Genomic DNA, 19,424 nt, shown 5'->3' on the forward strand with positions numbered 1-19,424 from the left:
TTAATCCGGGAGTGCCCCACTGATATGCTGAGCCCCGAACTCGGACATTACGCCCTTGCCCTGGCCTGTGTTCTTGCCTTTGCACAGGCGGTTGTGCCGCTTATCGGCGCCTCAACTCGCGACATCCGCCTCCTGACGCTGGCGCCTGCCCTGGCTCTGGGACAGCTGCTTGCGCTTCTGGTATCCTTTCTGTGTCTGATCAATGCCGCAGTAACTGATGACTTCTCGGTTCAGAACATTGTCGCAAACAGTGCTGTCTCTAAACCTCTGCTGTATAAAATAACCGGTGTATGGGGCAACCACGAGGGCTCAGTGCTTTTGTGGATCCTTATCCTGGGTATCTGCGGGGCTGCGGTTGCGGCGTTCGGGCGTAATCTGCCTGGTATTCTGCGGGCACGGGTTATTGCCGTACTGGGCATTATCGCCGCAGGTTTTGAACTCTTCTGCCTGACAACATCTAACCCCTTTGCGCGTGTATGGCCCGCCCCGATGGATGGACAGGGTATGAACCCCCTGTTGCAGGACCCCGGCCTCGCCTTTCACCCGCCCATTCTCTACACAGGCTATGTTGGCTTTGCCGTACCGTTTGCTTTTGCTATCGCCGCTCTGATCGAGGGCCGGGTCGATGCAGCATGGGGCCGATGGGTCAGACCCTGGGCTGTTGCGGCATGGTGCTTTTTAACCTGCGGGATCGCACTGGGGTCATGGTGGTCTTATTATGTGCTGGGCTGGGGCGGCTACTGGTTCTGGGACCCGGTTGAAAATGCCTCTCTCATCCCCTGGCTGACTGGTACGGCACTCATTCATTCCGCCACAGTTGTTGAAAAACGCGAAAGCCTGAAGATCTGGACCGTACTCCTCGCTATCGCCACATTCTCCTTCTCTCTGTCAGGTACATTTCTGGTACGCTCGGGCATCCTCAACTCAGTTCATGCTTTTGCTAATGACCCGGCACGTGGCATTTTTATTCTTGCTCTGCTGGCCCTGGTTATTGGTGGCTCACTGGCTCTGTTTGCCTGCCGCGCACCGGCTCTGACATCAGGTGGTTTTTTTGCACCGGTCTCCCGCGAGGGGGCACTTGTGCTCAACAATATTTTCCTGTGCTCCATCTGTGCCGTTGTCGTAACCGGCACGATGTATCCTCCCTTTATGTCATTGCTGTTTGACCGCACAATTTCGGTCGGTAAACCTTTTTTTGACGCAACAACAATCCCCCTTGCTCTCCCTTTATTTATGTTCATGGGGATCGGGCCAATGCTTCCCTGGAAACGGGCTCAGCTCTGGCCGGTGATACAGCGACTATGGATTACCCTCATCCTGACAGGACTGGCTTTTGCTATATCTCTCTGGGGGGTTGCAGGTGTTTTCCCCGCTCTGTCATGTGGTGCTGCTGTATGGGTTATTCTGACAAGCATTACCGATGTAACAGAACGTATCAGGCTGTTTCGCATGCCCTTAAGTGGCAGCCTGCAACGCGCACGTGGTCTGCCCCGCTCTGTCTTTGGCACCGCCCTGGCACATGCAGGTGTGGGCATCAGTGTTCTGGGGCTCGCTGTTATGTCTCAGGCGCAGCACAAAATTACCGAAATTACACCTGGCACTACGCAGCATCTGGCAGGTTATGACTGGACGCTTGAAAAGGTGGAGCAGGCACCCGGCCCTAACTACACCGCCATGACAGCAACAGTTAAAGTCAGCCGCAATGGTCATCTGGTCGCCATGATGCACCCGTCACGTCGCAGTTTTAACGCACAGCATCAGACAACAACCGAAGTCTCTATTCACACCAACCTGCTGGCAGACCTGTATTGTGTGCTCGGAGACCAGCACGGAACAGATGCTAACCCCACCTATGTGCTGCGCCTTCATTATAATCCTCTTGCACCATGGATGTGGCTTGGTGCTCTGATTATGGCTGTGGGTGGTATACTCTCTCTCTCTGACAGACGGATAAGAGTCGGTGCACCGCGACGCGCTCAGTCTGCAGCCAGAACGGTGACATCACCATGAATGACACACACGACGCTCCTCCCTCATCGCCGCTGCGCCGCAGACTGCTTATGGGTGTTCCTCTGGCGGGTGCTGCAATCGTTGGGGTCGGTTTCGCCAGAATGCTCTCTGGCATGCAAAAAGGCTCCTTCGATCCGCACAAAATTAATACACCGGTGATTAACCGCCCCGTTCCCGATTTTACCCTGGCTGCGCAGCCGCCTGGTACAGGCTTTTCAGCGCAGGACCTGCGGACCATGACCAAACCTGTTCTGGTCAATTTTTTTGCCTCATGGTGCATCCCCTGCCTGGCAGAAATGCCGGTACTCATGACCATTAAAAAAGACATCGAACTCTGGGGTATTGCCTATAAAGACCGTCCTGAAAATGCTGAGGGCTTTCTGCGTCATTCAGGTAATCCCTATACACGTATCGGCAGTGACCGTGAGGGACGTACAGGCATTGACTGGGGCATTTCCGGCGTACCCGAAAGTTTTCTCGTCACCCCCGGTGGGATCATCCGCTGGCACACAGCGACACCCCTTGCCCCGGATATTTTGCAAACGACCCTGCTTCCCCTTCTGGCAAAACTGAACAGCCCATGAGACATATGCTTTCAGCCCTGAAACGCCGTTTAATCACCGTAGTTTTTGCTGCTGTTATAGTTGTCATTGCAACGCCTGCCCTGGTGCTGGCCGTTGATGACCCGTCAGAAATGCTGCCTGACCCAAAGCTGGAAGCACGGGCTGAGCATATCGGTTCACAGCTGCGCTGCCTTGTATGCCAGAATGAGTCGATCGAAGACAGTAGCGCCGGTCTGGCCCGCGACCTGCGCCGCGTTGTGCGTGAACATGTAGCGCAGGGGCAGAGCGACGGGCAGATTATAGAATGGATGGTCAGCCGCTATGGCAACTTCATTCGCCTGGCTCCCCCCCTTACACTGGCAACGCTGTTGTTGTGGGGGATGGCGCCTCTGGCCCTGCTGTGCGGATTTGTGATTGCTTTTGTGGTCAGAAGCCGCCGCGTGAAGATACAGGTTACGCCATCACCTCTCACAGAAGAAGAAAAAGCCAGACTGGCAGAACTGACAAAGGACTAAATGCATGATCTGGCTTTCTATCCTGCTTTTAAGCCTGCTGGCCCTGGCTCCGGCGGCTGTACAGCTCTGGCGACGTTCTCAGCAGATTAAAGATGAACGCGGTTCAGCGCTCGCTTTGCATGAGGCTCAGCTCTCAGAAATTGACCGTGACCTTGCCGCTGACCTTATTGCACCTGCTGAGCATGATATTGCACGCCTTGAAATTCAGCGTCGTATACTCGCAGCTGATCGTCCTGCCCCGCAGGCAAGTCCGCGCCTTTCGGCTCCCCTTGTCTGGTGCGGCCTGCTGCTTCTGCCAGCAGCGTCGATCCTGCTTTATCTTTGCAACGGTATTCCTTCTCTGCCACCTCAGCCACTCGGCCAAAGGCTGGCTGCAGAGCACGCACAGAATGTGCGCAATGATGCTGTTCTGGATCGTATGAGACGGACCCTTGCACAAATGTCAGCAGATGACCCCAGCCTGAGACAGGGGTACCTTCTGCTTGGCCAGGCTGAAGCCTCACGAGCCCGCTATGCAGATGCAGCTGATGCCTGGAACCACGCGCTCAGTCTGGGCTTTGAGCCTGAGCTGGCGGCCCGCACGGCTGAAGCCATGACACGCGCCAGTGACCATGTCACACCGCAGGCCCTGGCTCTTTTTCGTAAAGCTATGGATGCCGCACCGGCTGATGCTTCGTGGCGCAGTGCCGTACAGGCACGCATAGCTGAAGGAGAACACGAGCAGGATAACCCCTGAGGGCTCCTGCCGCTATACACTATACAAAGACAGTAAAATTAACGGATGCCGTTTTTTTCCATATGGCGGCTCCATATATCCTTTTTAAAACTGGCCTGTGGCGGGCGAATTTCACAGGAAATTAGATAAAGGCCAATCACAAAGACAAGGTTTGAAAGCGCGTTAAACCACATCGCCTGAAAAAAGGGAGGAGCGGTTACGTTTGCCTGCCACATTGTGTAAATTGTAAATGGTATAGAAACGATCCTGACCCCGCGCAGTACATGGCGCAGCGGATTAGCATAACCTGGTTTAACCAGTGCGCGCATACGACAAAGGCCTATAAAAAACGTTACGCACAACGCCCAGATCAGAATATTAAACACCATCGAACTAAAATCTTCGATGCCGTTAAAAATAAAAACAGCAATAATTGAAGCCGCAGAAAAAAGTAGTGACCCCAGCTGAAAACTCATACCGACATCAAGAACATTCATCCTCTCCGGCAGCCGGTCGGCCAGAGGCTGAAAGACTTTATCAAGAAGCCAGGCATCAGCCTGTGTAATACGTTCACCTAAACCCATCTGCTCTTCACAATATTATATAAAAACTCTCTGCCCGCCGGTCCTGCTTATTTATCCGGCAGGCAGATCGTTTACGTTAAAAATTAAACGCTGCTGCTTTCAGATTTGTCGGCAATATTACCGTCTGGTGTTGCTTTGTGCACAGCCTCAGGCAGAAATTGTGCCAGAGCACCCAAAACTGCATCTGCCGGCAGGCCTGAGCGATCGACCAGATTGTGTAATGTTTCGCTACCAAGCATCTCTCTGATTTCATCAGCTGTTACAGGCAGATTATCACCCTGGCCAATCCATGAACGGACCTTATCGCCCAACCCGCATTCGTCAGCTTTTGCCTGAATTTTAGCAATCATTTCCGGCTGCAAAAAGGACTGAAGCTGCTGCTGCATCACGCCAGACAGGCTGCTTCCAATCGTGCTTTCAACTTTATTTACAAGGTTGGCTAAAAAACCAGACATCTGCAGATCCCCAATGTCGCTGCAAAATAAAAATACAGCAGGTTGCGTCACCCCGAAAAAAGGCCGACGATCTGCTTTGTTATGGACCAGATAAGCAACTTATGCGAGCTTTATGCGGTTGTGCCTCTCTGCCCTCCCCTCTTTTCAGAATGGATATAGCTGATATGCGCTGGATACCCGGAGGAAATTTTCAGAATTCAGGCTACTTTACCGGCGAATCCTTTATTCCTCAGCCTTAGAATAAAAGCCTCAGGTCTTGCCAGACATTCTTCCCTTTCTTCTGAAGCACATAAAGCCGCTGGAGCGTCTGAACGCCTTCAGTCAGTCTGAAAATAAGTTACTGGCAAAATGGAAATGGCTGTTTGCGCCATCATTGCCAGCGCTTAGCTTTGCCATTCGTACCACCGTAGCCTCCCTGATCGCACTGTATCTTGCGATGTGGATGGAAATGGCTGATCCGCAATGGGCGGCTATGACTGTGTGGATTGTAGCACAGGGCTCACGAGGTGAATCCCTCTCCAAAGCCAGATGGCGTCTTGTTGGTACAGCTGTGGGCGTAACCATGGCTATTACGCTCATTTCGTCTTTTATTCAGCAGGCCTGGCTGTTTTTCCCTGCACTGGGCATATGGGTGGGGTTATGCTGCACGCTGGCTACATTAGTACGTAATTTTCGCTCTTATGCTTTGGTGCTGGCCGGGTACACCTGCGCCATTATTTCCATCGGCTCCATTCAGACCCCTCAGAATGTCTTTATGATTGCCATGTCACGTGCCACGTACATTGTTCTTGGTATCGTTTGTGAAAGCACCATCGCAGGTCTTTTCAGTTCAAACCTGGCAACCACGGCACGCCGCAACATCCGTGAAAAACTGCATACAGCACTGGGTAGCGTGTCTGTGTCAGTAGCCGGCCTTTTATCCGGCTCTGAAAATGCAATGATCCGTTCACGAGAGATGTTTGGCCCACTGCTCTCGATCAATGATCAGATAGAGTTTTCAGAAGTGGAAATGGGGCCACATGGCCATGAGGGAGACCATGCACGCGCTGCCCTTGCTGCAGTTTCTGTTTTGCTCTCCCGCGGGCTAGGCATGGCGGTGCGCCTGCAGTACCTCGACAGTGACCAGCCTGCATTTCAGAAAACCGCAGCACAGGTTAGCAGCTTCCTTAATACTGTCACTCAGAACCTCGATACTGATGAACATGTCCAGGAGTTGCTGCATGACCTGCAACATTTGCGCGGCGAATGCCGCCAGCAGATTGTCGATGCGCTGACGCAGGAAATCAGTACGCCCAATGAAGAACAAAGCGTCGAAAAGGTACAGGCCTTACTTGATAACCGTATTCTGCATAACGCGCTTGATGAATTGTTGCTGGAGCTTGAGCAGGCCATTAAAGAATATGATGCCAGCCATCATGTCATACGCGGTGACCACTTCCATTTTCGTATGCAGGCACATAACGACCAGCGGGAAGCACTGTATAACGGAATAAGAGCTTTTGCCGCTATTACCGCCGCAGGCCTGATATGGGAGATCACTGCCTGGCCATCAGGACTGACTTTCATTACGTTTGTGGCTATTGTCTGCGGGCTGTTTGCCACGCGTGAAAACCCTGTTCTGGCCAGTACGCATTTTCTTTACGGCACATTATGGGCCGTTGCGATCTCTGCCATCCTTGTTTTTATTGTCATACCCCCTCAGGCTGACTACGAAACGCTGGCAGCTACATTTGCGCTTCCGATGATTGCTGGCGGGCTGGCTGCGCGTAATGCAGCGACTGCCTTACCTTCAGCTGCATACACACTCTTGCTGCCAAACTTTGTCGCTCCCAGTAACCATGGCCGGGAAAATGAACTCGCCTGGTTTAACTCAACAAGCAGCGTTATCCTTGGCATTGCGTTTGCTATTATCGTGTTTAAAATTGTTCTTCCCTTCGATAATGCAAGTGAACGCTGGCGTATGCGCCGCAGCATGCTTAACGAACTGCGCTTTCTGGCCTCCGCACATCCTATTCCGGAGACAAGGGACTGGATTGGTCGTAACATTGACCGCTTTTCACGGCTGATCCGTCATGCCGGACCAAAACCTTCAGCTACCATTGAAGGCTGCCTTCAGGGCACTCTGGCAACCATGACTATAGGTCTCAACATTATACGCTTGCGAAACCTGCTCGCGCGGCAGCAAATTCCTCCACAGGCCCGCCGCACGATAGAAGTCGTCATGCTACGTATGGAGCGTTTTACAGGTAAATATGACCGCACAGCGCAGACCGCACAGCGTGCAACCAACATTCTGCGCCGTCTGGAGGCAACCGAACCCAATATTACAACAAGGATCGAGCTGACGCGTGCCATTGCCTATCTGATTGTTGTGTCGCACGAGCTCAGGGCTAATGCTGTTTTCCTCGACACATCAAAGCCCTTCAAGGTCAGATAATACCGCGCCTGCAGGCAAAGTATCATTTTACTGCGCAGGCGGGGCCAGAGGATGCAATAAAACGCCACCTGCGAGCTGCCCCCACTGATCGGCATCTTTTTGCATCTGACTGCCAGATTGCGCTGCAGCACTCTGAGCCGCACGAGCCCATAAAGAGGCTGCACCTGCATGATCGCCCGAGATGCTGGCCGCACGCGCTGCCAGAGCCAGAGCTCTCGACATTTCGTTATACGAACCCTCATCTCGTCTCAGGTCAGCAACCTCACGGGCAAGAGACATAGCCTGAGCCGGGTTGGTTTTAATGAGAGACAGTGCCTCAATCTCTTTTTTATCAGCCAGCACAGAAACAGAAACCGGCTTTTTCATATTATGAAGGCGTGTATATGCACGTTGTAAAGCGGCATTATCACCACTGTCATACCCTGCCAGCCCCATAATAAGCGCTGCACGACCTGCAAGGTCTTTATCAGCCTCAGCCATAGGCGCCGCAGCATCCTCTATCGCCTGCGTATAATTTTTCAGCTGATAGTAAGCAGCTGCCTGGACCAGCTTTAACGATACGACTGACGTATCATGGCGAATAAGAAGTGTCTGACTAACGTCCTGAACTGTCTTTAAAGCATCCTGCGGCTGACCCGCCGCGAGCTGAGATACAGCAAGGTTATAACCAGCCTCGGCCATTGCCGGACCGTCATCACGCTTAAGAGCCTGCTGCCCGGCCGTGCGATATTCACTCATCGCGACCTTATAGCGCTTCAGGTCAAAAGCGCTCTCACCCGTGTCCATTGCCTGAGCATAAACAGGATCATCAAAAGCTATTGGTGCCGGCTGTGACGTACTACCGCAGGCGGCGAGAGACATCAGCGCGGCGGATGAAAGAATTATTTTTTTCATGGCTGCACCCTGCGTGGTGGCAACCAGCCTTTTTTACTGTTTTTTGGCTGCCCTGAACCGCCAAGTAACCACATGCCACGCAGCTGGTTTGTAAGTTTCTGAAGGCTGTAAAGAGTTGTCTGAGCCTGGGTCAGCAACGCAGGCAGATCAGCTGTACTGTCCTGCACACTGGCCGCGATTGCCGGCAGATGCGGTGTCGTTTTTGCCAGGTCACCCGACATCGACTTTACATTTCCCATTGTTGCGTCAGCTTTACTCATGATAGTCGCCATCTGATTTTCTATCGGCTTCAGCTGACTAATGACCGTATTGAGTGATACGATTGTTTTCTCTGCATCTTTAATCAGTGCATCATTGGTCAGAAGCTGGCCAACAGAGCCTTTTCCTTCGTGCATAGCCGTCATAGTGGCATCAAGCTCAGCCATCATATGACGCGCACTCTCCAGTGTAGGAACAATCTGCGTCTTAATATCATTCAGCGTTGCTGTGATCATATCACCAGGATTAGGAGCCGGCGTCGCACTGATAACAGCATAATCCCAGTTCATCGGGGCACCATATCCCCGGTTCAGATCAAGATAAGACGACCCTGCCACAATAAACTGCTTGCGAATAACTGCCGTACTGTCACGACGGATAAAGGGCTTAGCCTGCAGGTCAAGGTCAACAATTACATACATATCGCCTGAAGGGTTCAGCTTGATGGAACGAATAGTGCCAGCATGCGCCCCCAGTAACTGAACATCACCCCCGACGGTCAGCCCCTCAACACCACCTGCGGGCAGTGTAACGCGTAAGATAGCCGGTGGCGTCAGCCAGTCACGCAGCACCCCGGCCTCGACGATAACCCCACCGAAGGCTACCAGGCTCAGTATTACAAGGAGCCCCACCCACTCGTCCGTATATCGGAGTGAGATTAATGGCTTAACTTTCTGTCGTAAACGAATCTGAAACATTAGCCTGCCCGCACCGCCACGAGTCCATCATCCACAAGGCGCCACATACTGGTGGCTAACTGACGATAGCGCCTTTGCACTGTATTATTACGCACCAGCCAGATTACTCCAGCTTCTTTATTTCGGGCTGCAACAACAGCACCAACAAAAGCCTCTTCAAGATCAGCAGGGCATGCCTCCAGCAGATTTTCGAGAAGAAGAATCTGAGGGTTACCTAAAAACGCCCTGACACAGGATGCCCTGATAAGGTCTGTCTCAGAAAGCATATCCGGACGCAACACTGGCAAACCTGGCAAACCAAACCAGCTGCTCAGCTGTGTTGCCTCAATAACAACCTCACTCATATCACGCGTCGTATGATGTAGCTGCTGCAGGCCTATTCCCATATAAGTGCCGAGAAAATCAGGCCAGCTGGAGCGGTGTGACATCCGGCCAATCCGTCCGCGCAGAGCATTTTTCTCCCGGTCGCGTAAATCTGCCCAGTCAAGCCCCATAAATTTAACGGCACCATCAACCAGCGGGACAAGCCCTGAGCACATATCTGCAAAAGCAGTAGCCCGGCTGTTGTCACGCACTTCTATGATAGCACACTCACCAGGCATCAGTTTCATACTGAATGGTACAGGTGGTAACCCACTCTCATCAAATGACGGAACAGCTTTATTCAGCTCTAAAACCGGACCTGTTGCACGTGTGTACATATTCAGAAATCCAGACTAAACAAAACGCTGACAGCCATAACAATCAACATACCGCGGGAAAATCCGCGAGGTAAAAGCGTACGAAGGTTATCCTGACTGGTCGCAGTCAGCCCTGTAATACAGGAACCAACCCCTACCACAAACCCGACAGTAACAAATTTCAGAGGGATCATAATATAATCTGCCGTAGACATGGCAGAAATAACATCATTAAAAAAAGACCATACCGGACTTGTCACAACTCCCGAAACGCGACTGATAATATACCCGGTCAACAGTGACGCGATTGAAAAGACTATGCCCAGCGTAAAACCGGCAACGGTGAACGCAAGGGTACGAGGCATAACAAGCAGCAAAAACGGGTCGATGCCCTGTGCCTGAAATGAGCGGATCTGCCCGCCTGTTGTCAGAAGGCCAAGCTCTGTTACAGACAGCATGCCATTACGACCGAGTAGCAAAATACCGACCAGAATAGGCGCTATCTCACGGACAACCACGTTAATCAGGATAGAGCCGGTCATTTTGGCCATACCAGCCACACCAAGCCAGTATATTGTTTGTGAAACCGCAGCGACGCCGGTAAGTGTTCCTGCAAAGAGCGTTGCAATTAAACCACCACCAATCACGCTGTTCATGGTCGTGCCAAATTCATAACGCACTGTACGTCGCCAGGCATTCTGACTGATACTCTCAAACAGAACCCCCCAGCAGGCCCCCAGCATCACCAGAAAAAACCAGACCTGATGGCGCACAAGCCGCCCAAGCGCCCCTGTTTTTTTTACCAGCCACAAAAAAAGACGCAGCAGGAGGCTCTGCTTCTGATGCATCTGAATGCTATCGCTAAGAATAGCATCATTTTCATCACCACCACCCTGTGCGGGCAGTTTGCTCTCCCCCCCGCTCATCGGTGTGCTGCCAGAATGTAAGCGCGGCTCAGACCGAGGTGAGGCGCAAAGAAGGTTCCTCTGCTACGGAACAGATAACGGTCACGCAACACAGTATAAACACGTTCTGTCACCTGAACGGTACCCGCGCCCGCTGCCCCCTGCGCCATCAGTTCGGCGACTGAAACTGTCTGCCCCCAGAGGTTAAACACTTTGGGCTCATGTCCGACCTCACGGCCAAAAGCAGCCCCGTAATCAAGACCCATCGTAAAGACAGGTTCAAGGTTAGCGCCGGCCAGGGCGGCCATAAATGCCTCACGCATTGACAGGGCTGCATTGGCAATGCGCAGCAGAGCCGTTGGGTCTTCTGCATCTGTACAGCCTGCCGTACAGATCATACGATGCCCGGCAATTTTTACGGCAAAAAGCTGCTGTTCTGTAGCGATACGCTGCACTTCACAGGCAAGACGATCTATCAGCTGAAGCAGTTCTACTGTTTCTGTATCATTGTGTAAGACAGGGTCGGTGAAAACAACAACCAGCACGGCAACGTGATGATAGACACCTGAAGTCTCAGCCAGAGCAGCCTTTGAATCTGCATTCAGCACGGTGTCAAAATGTGGTTTCAGCCCGGAGACCACCTGTGGCACATCATTATCACCAGCAATAATTTTGCCAGTGTCAGCATCGTTAAACCCTGTTGTACGGTCACCGTACAAACTGGCAAAGCGCACAGCAACAATAGAAGATATCAGATCAACAAAATAAAGAAGGTGACCAACAGATGACGCATCTTCGAGAACTATTGCGCCAACAACTTCACCGGCTCCGCGCGCAGGATGAACCACGACCCGCTCAGTGCCGATCTCTCGCATAACCAGCCTTTCAAACTGTGTTGTGCGTGTATCGCCGGTCGCATCGTCAACGGAGAAATTTTCACCATCTTCGAGGGCCTTAAAAAACTCCTCCATATCCTGACGAAACATTTCAAATCCGCCGGAATGTGTATCCTGCTTGCTGTCATAGGAATCTTCACAGATCATCGCTGAGCCATCATGCAGAAAACGCCAGACACTCACACGACGTGCACCGGTAATGTCAGCCAGCTGCTCAGTCAGGACCAGAGGTTCACTGGGGTCATCAAATAAATGCGGCGTTGATGATATCTGCTGAACTGAAGCGGCCTCACGCGCGACCTGTCGTTGCTGCGCGACAAGTAATCGGTCTGTACGATCTGTTCTGCGCACCTGGCGGGCCAGCAACCCGGCAAGAATTAAAGAGAAAACAATAATAACAGCAGCAAACTGCAAACTCTGTTTGCTACTCTGACGGGCAAAATTCGAAAAATCACTCTCAGGTGCAGACAACAGCAGCACCCAGCTTTCTGACGAATTCTTAAGAGGAGACGTCATCGTAACATACGGCTTACCATCAACCGTGAAGCTACGAGGTCCGAACCCCCGCACACGATAATGATCAAAACCCATAGCCAGAATAGGCGAGGTTTTGGCATTAAGTACCATCTTTGCCGGGTCCCAGTCAGCTTCCTTAGCCAGCTTCATCAGATGCCGGCCAGCGATGACCCTCCCCTCCGTATCCAGAATGATAGCATTGCCGGTTTTACCGACCTTCATTCTATCAAGAAAACCGCTTAGCTCATTAAGTGAAATATTTGTAGCGAAAACAACAGTCTGACTATCAATCCCCTTAAATCTCAAAGCACTGGTCATAATAAACTGACCACTGGACGGAAAGAGATACGGCTGTGTCCACTGCACTGCATCTTTATGCTCCGTCACTTTATACCAGGGACGCAGACGCGGATCATACTCACCTGCCGGATCACTTGCCTCACCGATCTGCACACCGTCATTGTTATAATAAATGTGATGAAAAACTTTATGCCCCTGAGTTCCCTCAAGAGTTGTCTGCTCAATATTTTTTCTGTCTTTCGTCCGGGCAATCATCGTAAAATTGCCCCTGGCGTCGGCCAGGTAGAATGACTCAATTTGTGGTATATTATGCAGCATTGCGCTGCCATATGAAAAAAAGACACGCTTCTGTACAGCAACAGGCACATGCTCGATCATCCCGCTGGCAACAATATTACCAGCTGAGGCAGGCATGATATAATCTGAAACTTCCTGAGAAATATAACGCTGCACGGCATCCAGCAGCTCATGCGTCAGCGTTCGCACCCCTGTTCGCGTGGTGTTATACGAGTGCATGCCAATAACGACAATAGCAAGAACACTGAGCACCAGAGCAAGGCCTGGCAGCACAAGATGAAATAATATACGCCTGACAGAAAAATCGCTTTGTTTCGTCGGGTCAATTATTTCTTCAGAAGACACGATTTTTTTCCACTAAAATCTGAATACTCTTTGCTGATGCAAAGAGGGTATTCTTTTTTTATAAAAACACACCATAATCTTGCACAAAAAAGATCAGATTAACCAAATATTTTTTATGAATCTGCTTCTTCAATGCGCACTGGCAATGACATAGCCTGACCAACCCTGGCCAGTCCACGCCTTACACTATCCCCTTTTACTGCCACACATGACGAACTCAGCCGCAAAACAAGTTCTTTACGCTGGCTGACAAGTTCCGTCCCCTCAAGCAGAGCTGCGGTTCCACCTGCAACAGAATATGCAAGCCGCAATGCCTGCCCAAGTATTATCGCACGATTCCACTCATCATCTTCGAGCAAAATTCGTGATGTTGATAAATATGCCTCATCAGAAACAGCAGAATATCTGACCGCCAGGGCCAGGGCCAGCCATGCACGGGCCTTATGATCAAAGCCGGTACCCTGCAGCCTTAATACACGCCAGTATGTCTGCTCGGCACGATATTCAGGATGATCATGACTACCAACATCTGAAATACGACAGGCAATACGGCGCAGTCGATTCTGGCGTTTTGTTTCTTTTATAAACAAAGAATCAGTCCACCGCAGCAGCACGCCTGGCATCTTCATGCTTCGCCCGAGCCGCAGACACATATCCTGCGCCACAACCTCCATAGGGTCCTGCTCAAGGCAGTCAGGGGCGACATTAAGCATGTACCACCCCTCACGCAGACCATCGACACAAAACACAACCCGCTCAGGCTGTATTTTTCTCAGCAGACGGCGCAGCACAGTTGCGGCAAAAGGTATATCTGACAAACGCTTTTTAGGAGATCCTGACAACCGCTCAAGCCCGCGGCGTGGTGCATGCAACAGCCAGCCGGTCATCTCGCGTGCCTCTTCAGCATCAAGCGTATAGTAATGAATAATATTAAGAGGATACTGCATACGGGCAATATGCAGGCGGGCCAGTGCACGAAATGCCCCGCCGACCAGATAAAGGGTGCTGCCTTTAAGCTTACTCAGCCATCTTACATTATCAATATCGTCATCGGCCAGCTGCTTGGCTATTTTGATATCACCCTGAGAGCGGTCTCCTAATCTGATTACACCAAGTGGTAACGTACTTGCATCATGACGACCTTTACGCGTCAGATTAATCAGCTCCAGAGAGCCCCCTCCGATATCTGCGACAATACCTGAAGCACCCGGGATGCCACACATCACACCGATGGCAGAATGGTCAGCCTCTTCTTCGCCCGAAAGAATGCGAATGGGCACGCCAGGCATATGGCTACGCAGCGCATCTATAAATCCCGGGCCATTTCTTGCATCACGCACGGCAGCCGTTGCCAGAATTTCAAACGGATCAGCATGCATAGCACGGGCAATGGCATGAAAACGCTTCAGCACGTCCAGCGCAAGCGTTACACCCTCCTCATTGAGCATACCTGTCTGTGTCAGCCCTTTACCAAGGCGAAGCACTGCTTTTTCGTTAAAAATCGGAACAGGGTTGCGTGATACCCCTTCGAACACAACGAGACGGACGGAGTTCGACCCGAGATCGACTACAGCCGAACGACGAGGAATATCATTCTGCATTTCTGCTCTTTCTCTTTATGCGTCAAACATCAGGTTCTGAAAGGAAGACAACGTGGCAGGAGCCCTCACCCCTCCCTCATGAGCTGCCGAACCGCGCCCGGAAAGAGAAGAGTTTGTCATAAACCATTCATGCGCCGAGAAGGGCTTTCTGCCAGGAGCAACTCTGCGCCATTTACCATTGGGTTCAAGCATCCATGACTGAAGTGTATCTTTTATATTAGATACCATAATCTGACCGACAACCTGAGCATGCACCGTCGGGTTTGTGATCGGCACCATACTCTCAACCCGCCAGTCCATGTTACGTGTCATCCAGTCAGCGGACGAAATATAAACCCGGGCATGACGCGACGGCAGACGATGACCATTACCAAATACAAAAATACGGGAATGCTCAAGAAACCGCCCGACGATCGATTTCACCCGTATATTGTCTGAAAGACCAGGGACACCAGGGCGCAGACAACACATACCGCGCACAACAGCCGAAATTTTCACCCCTGCCTGTGATGCACGATACAAATGATCAATCAGCTCAGGGTCGACCAGTGAATTCATTTTCAGCCAGATACTGGCCTGCTTCCCTGCTTTAGCCAGGCTGATTTCAGCATTAATCTGCTCAACCAGTGTCTTACGGATTGTAATAGGGGAAAATGATATTTCCTCCATTTCAGCCGGCAGCGCGTAACCCGTAACATAGTTAAATAACCGTGCAGAATCACGAGCCAGCTCTGGCTTGCAGGTAAAGAAAGACAAGTCTGTATAAATTCTGGCCGTAATGGGATGATAATTCCCCGTGCCAAAATGTGCATAAGAACGAACCTGGTTCCCTTCCCGCCGCACAACCAGGCTGAGTTTCGCATGTGTTTTCAGGTCAGCAAACCCAAAAACAACCTGCACACCGGCAGCCTCAAGCGCCCGGGAGAGGCGAATATTCGCCTCCTCATCAAAACGGGCCCGTAGCTCAACCATTGCTGTCACTGACTTGCCTGCTTCAGCCGCTTCTATCAGAGCCTTAACAATAGGAGAGTCACGGGACGTACGGTACAGAGTTTGCTTAATTGCAATGACATTAGGGTCAAGTGCAGCCTGCCGCAGAAACTGCACCACCACATCGAAGCTTTCAAACGGGTGGTGTACCAGCAGATCTTTTGCACGAATAGCAGCGAAACAATCGCCGTTAAAATCAAGAATACGCTCCGGGAAGCGTGGCGTATAAGGCGGGAAAAGCAGATCAGGCCTGTCATCAACTATCATCTGCTTCAGGTCAGAAACACCTATGATACCCGGGTGCACAATAATCTCTTCATCCGGCAGATCGAGGTCCGCCGCAATAGCAGATGCAAGCTCTCTGGGAACGCACGCTTCCATGTCGAGATGGATAACCACACCACGGCGGCGGCGTTTTAATGCACTTTCATATGAGCGCACCAGATCTTCGGCTTCATCTTCAAACTCGACATCCGTGTCACGCACCACACGTAACATGCCGCTTTCGCCAATAACCAGACCGGGAAACAGCTTGTCGATGCACAGCGCTATCATATCTTCAAGGCGAATGAAGCGCACTTTACGGCTACCATTACCATCCCTGACAGGCAGACGAATAAAACGCTCAACCTGCGCAGGCAGAAGAATAAGCGCATTCATCACGAAATCGTCAGTTTCACAATTCAGCAGACGCAGGGCCAGAGCAAGACCCATATTGGGGATGAATGGTAACGGATGCGCTGAATCAACAACCAGCGGTGTCAGCACCGGAAAAATCCGGTCCATAAAACAGGAAACAAGCCAGGCACGATCGGCGTCATCAAGCTCTGGTATATCCTGCAATATAACATCAGACTCAGCGAGCAACGCTCTGAGCTCAAGCCATATACGCTGCTGTTCATGCAGCAGCACAACAGAGCGTTCACGCACAGCATTTAACTGCTCTGCGGGGGTCAGACCATCGGGAGAGAACGCCGCAAGCCCTTCTCTTACCTGACCAACCAGACCAGCAACACGAACAGAATAAAATTCATCGAGGTTACTGGCGCTGATAGAAAGAAAGCGAAGCCGCTCAAGCAAGGGGTTACGGGGGTTATCTGCCTCCTCAACAACGCGCTGATTAAAATCAAGCCATGAGAGCTCACGATTAATGAAACGCTCAGGAGAATCAGACGCGATCTGAGGCTTTACGGGTTTTTTTTTAGAAGGCGCAGTGGCACCAGGAGGGCGTTTTGCACGGCGTCTTATAGCAACACCGGTTTTATTGTCCTGCCTGCTCCGCACCACCACTGCTGTCTCCTTATTTTATATCGTCCTGACACTACCGCGCAGAACGTATAAATACAAAATATTTCAGCAGGATAAAATATGACATCCTGCTGAAACAGAGATCAGAAGCAAACTATTTTACAGATGTCCCTTTACCAGCTCATCTGCCAGCGCCTGATCTTTATAAACAACCTTCAATGCCTCGATAATAGCAGCACTATCAACAGCGACTGCTCTGTTATTACTTTCATCATAGAAGAAATCTCCACCCAGAGAGTGAATATTCCCGTCAAAAATCAGGCCAACAGCATGTCCCTGAGTATCAATAACCGGAGAACCTGAATTACCGCCGATAATATCGTTGGTCGAAACAAAATCAAACGGCGTTTTCATGTTCAGATGCGCTTTAGCGTCAACCCATGGCTGGCTCAGCTTGTAGGGATCTGCGCCGGTGGCACGCTCATACAAGCCGGAGAAATACGTAAATGGCGGAATAGCGCGACCATCCTCGTTCCAGCCTTTAACCTGCCCAAAGGACAGACGCTGTGTAAAGGTTGCATCAGGATATGATGCCATACCGTCACGGGCAAAACGTGCTTTTGCCATTGCTTCAGAAGCCTGACGTGATGGAGCAAGCACATCATCATCCATCTGATGGCGCAGATTACGAGCTTCTGGCTCAATTTTTCTGGCCAGAACAATCATCGGATCATCAGATGCAGCAATCGCTTTTACTCCACCTTTCCACAAGGCAAGACGCACAGCAGGGTCAGCAAGCTTTGTGCCTCCGACAAGCTCATTCGCCAGCTCTTCAGGAGATGATTTGGCCAGGACGAGCTGTGTCAGCTTGCTGTCAGCGCCAAGAACCTGACGCAGTCTGGTCAGAGAGAATGCAAGTTCTGTTTTTTCCAGTTCAGGATACACAGGAGCCACTGACGCCAGTTCTGCCTCAAGAGCAGGAAGGTTAGCATCATGATACGCGCTCAGACGGCTGGCATCTGGCTTCTGACGCTCATCAGCAGCACGCACCAGCAGTTTTGCATAAGCAAACAGATCACCACCAAGACCAGAAGAGCGCTCAAGCATCATATAAGGCTTAAAAATCTGCTCTTCTACAGCTATAGCCTGGGTATTTTTAGCCCATGGATCGCCATAAAGTTTCTGACGTTCAGGGTCTGCATTGATCCAGTTCTTCAGTTCGGTTTCGCTTTTAACCTTTGCCATCAGAAACTTTGAATCAGCCAGCACAGGCACTCGTCCACGGAAAACTTTAAGGCTGTTTTCTATGCCAAAAATACGCTCCTGCGCTTCCTGGCGATGACTGGCACTTTCACGACTATACTGCCACAGCACACCATCAAGTGCTGAGTAAGCATCTGTCACGAACGGAACCATCACATTGCGACGAAATTCCAGATCAGCCAGAGGCAGCTCGCGCTCGGTCGAACCAGGGTTGCCTGAGGTAAAGACCAGCTGCCCTGCTGCCGGGCCGACCGGATCAAATGGCAGGTAAGAAGAAACTTTGGCAGGCTTGCCATTTTCATAAACCCGCAAAAACGCCATATCGAGGTCATAACGCGGGAAATTAAAGTTGTCCGGGTCACCACCAAAGAATGCCGCATTCTGGTCAGGAGCCATAACCATACGGACATCCTGATAACGGTGGTATTTATACAGCGCAATGCGACCACCATGATACAGGCTGACAACCTCACAGCGCCAGGTTTTGGCATCTGTGCCGGCACATTCTTTTTCAATAGCACTCTCTTCAGCCTGACGAGCCTTTGTATAAGCCTCACCATCTTTGCCTTTGAGCGCTGCCTGCATCCGGTCTGTTACGTCCGTAATACTGTCAAGCTGATTAAGTTCCATCGCCGGGCAGTTCTGCTCCTGAGCCGGAGAGGCGGTATAATAACCATCCTGAAAATAATTATGTTTTGAATCAGAAAGCTGCTGCAGGCAGGTGTTCGCACAGTGATGGTTGGTCATTACGAGACCATCTGCTGACACAAAAGAGGCTGAGCACCCAAGCGCCAGTCGCGCAGAAGATTTAGTGACGTGCTCAATCCATTTTTGTGTGGGCGTAAAATTATACCGCTCTGCCAGTTGTCTGACGGGCAGATTATCCATCGTCCACATGCCTTCATCGGCACGGGCGTCTGACAGCATCACAGACCCGCAGGCCAGAATGCCGAATAACGACGCGTATTTTACAATTCCTGCCATATGCTCACCCGATTATCCTGTTTTGTACAAAATACGTTACAATATTACATTCGCGGCTATCCTGACCTGAATACCCCCTCAGAGCAAGACTACAGGCAAACCATAAAACCCCTGATTTTCACCTACAAAAGCTCCGTCCCAAAGGTGGTTTTTGCACTTCATGCGTAAAAACAGGCCGGGCTTTTACGTTTATTTCGCATTCGTAAAATTTACTGATATCTTCATTACGCAAACAGCATTACGGTCGAAGAAACCAGAAAATAAAAAAAA

The 19,424-nt window shown here is 51.0% G+C and carries 15 protein-coding genes; 5 read left to right on the forward strand and 10 right to left on the reverse strand.

The features are described from left to right. The first annotated feature begins 24 nt into the window (after positions 1-24). The 4 genes from GOB58_RS05810 to ccmI are packed head-to-tail and all read left to right on the forward strand — an operon-like array spanning position 25 to position 3,824. Positions 25-2,010 carry a heme lyase CcmF/NrfE family subunit gene (locus GOB58_RS05810; RefSeq protein ID WP_086554425.1) on the forward strand — a complete coding sequence of 662 codons (1,986 nt, stop codon included), beginning with the start codon at positions 25-27 and terminating at the stop codon, positions 2,008-2,010. Then, positions 2,007-2,594: a DsbE family thiol:disulfide interchange protein gene (locus GOB58_RS05815; RefSeq protein WP_173559574.1), complete on the forward strand. Its 588-nt coding sequence runs from the start codon at positions 2,007-2,009 to the stop codon at positions 2,592-2,594. The genes GOB58_RS05810 and GOB58_RS05815 overlap by 4 nt, the downstream gene beginning before the upstream one ends. A 5-nt stretch (positions 2,595-2,599) precedes the next feature. Further along, on the forward strand, positions 2,600-3,088 hold the full coding sequence (locus GOB58_RS05820) for a cytochrome c-type biogenesis protein (RefSeq protein WP_173559706.1): 489 nt from the start codon (positions 2,600-2,602) through the stop codon (positions 3,086-3,088). 4 nt (positions 3,089-3,092) lie between these two features. Next, positions 3,093-3,824 carry a c-type cytochrome biogenesis protein CcmI gene (gene ccmI / locus GOB58_RS05825; protein ID WP_173559575.1) on the forward strand — a complete coding sequence of 244 codons (732 nt, stop codon included), beginning with the start codon at positions 3,093-3,095 and terminating at the stop codon, positions 3,822-3,824. 38 nt (positions 3,825-3,862) lie between these two features. Here ccmI and GOB58_RS05830 read toward each other — a convergent pair whose 3' ends face one another. Then, positions 3,863-4,387 carry a hypothetical protein gene (locus GOB58_RS05830; RefSeq protein WP_173559576.1) on the reverse strand — a complete coding sequence of 175 codons (525 nt, stop codon included), beginning with the start codon at positions 4,385-4,387 and terminating at the stop codon, positions 3,863-3,865. A gap of 83 nt (positions 4,388-4,470) precedes the next feature. Continuing rightward, a complete protein-coding gene (locus GOB58_RS05835) occupies positions 4,471-4,842 on the reverse strand; it encodes a YidB family protein (RefSeq protein ID WP_173559577.1) in 372 nt (123 codons plus the stop codon). 256 nt (positions 4,843-5,098) lie between these two features. Here GOB58_RS05835 and GOB58_RS05840 point away from each other — a divergent pair, with 256 nt between their 5' ends. Next, the gene (locus GOB58_RS05840) at positions 5,099-7,279 is read left to right on the forward strand and encodes an FUSC family protein (RefSeq protein ID WP_086554429.1); all 2,181 of its coding nucleotides are present in this window, start codon (positions 5,099-5,101) and stop codon (positions 7,277-7,279) included. Between the two features lie 27 nt (positions 7,280-7,306). Here GOB58_RS05840 and GOB58_RS05845 read toward each other — a convergent pair whose 3' ends face one another. The 8 genes from GOB58_RS05845 to GOB58_RS05880 form a co-directional block, all read right to left on the reverse strand. Further along, on the reverse strand, positions 7,307-8,173 hold the full coding sequence (locus tag GOB58_RS05845) for a tetratricopeptide repeat protein (protein ID WP_173559578.1): 867 nt from the start codon (positions 8,171-8,173) through the stop codon (positions 7,307-7,309). Further along, positions 8,170-9,129, reverse strand: coding sequence for an MlaD family protein (locus tag GOB58_RS05850; protein ID WP_173559579.1), 960 nt, complete (start codon positions 9,127-9,129; stop codon positions 8,170-8,172). Before GOB58_RS05850 ends, GOB58_RS05845 begins: the two co-directional genes overlap by 4 nt. Continuing rightward, a complete protein-coding gene (locus tag GOB58_RS05855; RefSeq protein ID WP_173559580.1) occupies positions 9,129-9,830 on the reverse strand; it encodes an ABC transporter ATP-binding protein in 702 nt (233 codons plus the stop codon). The genes GOB58_RS05850 and GOB58_RS05855 overlap by 1 nt, the downstream gene beginning before the upstream one ends. 2 nt (positions 9,831-9,832) lie before the next feature. Continuing rightward, positions 9,833-10,735 (reverse strand): ABC transporter permease, encoded by a 903-nt coding sequence (locus GOB58_RS05860; RefSeq protein ID WP_086554433.1) that lies wholly within the window; start codon positions 10,733-10,735, stop codon positions 9,833-9,835. Further along, entirely contained in the window at positions 10,732-13,068 is a 2,337-nt protein-coding gene (locus GOB58_RS13270; RefSeq protein WP_173559581.1) for an adenylate/guanylate cyclase domain-containing protein, read from the reverse strand. The genes GOB58_RS05860 and GOB58_RS13270 overlap by 4 nt, the downstream gene beginning before the upstream one ends. 113 nt (positions 13,069-13,181) lie before the next feature. Next, positions 13,182-14,669 (reverse strand): Ppx/GppA family phosphatase, encoded by a 1,488-nt coding sequence (locus GOB58_RS05870; RefSeq protein WP_086554435.1) that lies wholly within the window; start codon positions 14,667-14,669, stop codon positions 13,182-13,184. 15 nt (positions 14,670-14,684) lie between these two features. Further along, positions 14,685-16,949 (reverse strand): RNA degradosome polyphosphate kinase, encoded by a 2,265-nt coding sequence (locus GOB58_RS05875; RefSeq protein WP_086554436.1) that lies wholly within the window; start codon positions 16,947-16,949, stop codon positions 14,685-14,687. A 117-nt stretch (positions 16,950-17,066) separates the two neighbouring features. Further along, on the reverse strand, positions 17,067-19,154 hold the full coding sequence (locus GOB58_RS05880; protein ID WP_173559582.1) for a S46 family peptidase: 2,088 nt from the start codon (positions 19,152-19,154) through the stop codon (positions 17,067-17,069). Between the last annotated feature and the right edge of the window lie 270 nt (positions 19,155-19,424).

The organism is Acetobacter thailandicus, assembly GCF_011516655.1.
Classification (GTDB): domain Bacteria; phylum Pseudomonadota; class Alphaproteobacteria; order Acetobacterales; family Acetobacteraceae; genus Acetobacter; species Acetobacter thailandicus.